Annotated in this window: 1 protein-coding gene and 1 rRNA gene; both read right to left on the bottom strand. The window is 60.8% G+C overall.

The features are described 5' to 3' along the window. On the bottom strand, window positions 1-822 hold an 822-nt coding region (locus ABT116_RS47130), incomplete at its 3' end, for an ABC transporter permease (protein WP_351647526.1). A 388-nt stretch (window positions 823-1,210) separates the two neighbouring features. Beyond that, a 5S ribosomal RNA gene (gene rrf, locus ABT116_RS47125) occupies window positions 1,211-1,296 on the bottom strand; the annotation flags it as partial.

Raw genomic sequence — 1,296 nt, 5'->3', positions numbered from 1 at the left:
GTCATGAGTGAAGGAACCATGCAGCGACGAGCACAGCGAGTAGAGCGAGACCAGCGAGCGAAGCGCCTCGGCCGCGTCCTTGTCTGCGCGGCCGCTCGCGAGGTCGGCACCCAGGAACGTGACCACTGGGATCAGCGAGTTGCGCAACACGTGCACGCGAACCACTCGTCCACGGGAAAGTCCCTTGGCGGTAGCGGTGCGGACGTAATCGGCAGTCAGATTCTCCGCCACGGACGTTCGGGTCAGTCGCAGGACGTAGGCGAACGAGACCGAGCCGAGAACCAGTGCCGGGAGAAGGAGATTCGTGAAACTGGTGTTGCCACCGACCGTCGGCGGGACGATGCCCCATTTGACGCCGATGAAGAACTGAGCCAGGAAGCCGATCACGAAGATCGGGATGGCGATGAGAACGAGGCTGAACAGCAGGACGGTGCTGTCGAAGAATCCGCCCTTACGCAGGCCGGCGATGAGGCCGAAGCCGACACCGAAGACCGTCTCGACGATCAGTGCCATGAAGGCAAGTTTCATCGTGATCGGAAATGCCTGTGCCAGAACTTCACTGACAGGTCGTCCGGAGAACGACGTGCCGAAGTCCAGCGTGAAGATGCCCTTCAGGTACAGCAGGTACTGCTGATAGAAGGGGAGGTCGAGGTGGTAGCGCTCCCGAAGCTGTTGTGCAACAGCCGGACTGAGCGCCTTGTCGCCCGCCAACGCGGCAATCGGATCACCGGGAAGCAGGAAGACCATGGCGTAGATCAGAAGAGTGGCCCCGAGAAAAACCGGGATCATTTGAAGCACTCGGCGACCGATGTACCAGAGCATCGGATCACCTCCTTGTCGATGATCGTGTACGTCAGCGGACAGTCCGGTGTGAACACGAGTTCGGGACGGCAGGCAGGGCGCCTGCCGCCCCGAACTCACGTTTCAGATGCGGATCGTTCTACGCGTCAGTTCTTTTCGATGTCTTCGTAGACCGGAACACCGTTCCAGCTGATGGTCACGTTGGAGACGTTCTCCGACCATCCACTGGCAGCGTTGCGGTACCACGTCGGAACTGCGGGCAGGTCCTTGAGCAGGACTTCCTGAGCCTGATCGAGCAGTTCCTGAGCCTTGGCCTGATCGGTCTGGCCGGCCGATTCGCGCAGGAGGCGGTCGAACTCAGGGTTGGAGTACTCACCGTCGTTGGAGCTGCCGCCGGTCTGGTAGTTCTGCGCCAGGAAGTCCTACTCTCCCACAGGGTCCCCCCTGCAGTACCATCGGCGCTGTAAGGCTTAGCTTCCGGGTTCGGAATGTAAC

Origin of the sequence: Streptomyces sp. NPDC002130, assembly GCF_040296465.1 — a bacterium.
GTDB lineage: Bacteria > Actinomycetota > Actinomycetes > Streptomycetales > Streptomycetaceae > Streptomyces.
This window is presented reverse-complemented; position numbering and strand designations above follow the sequence as displayed.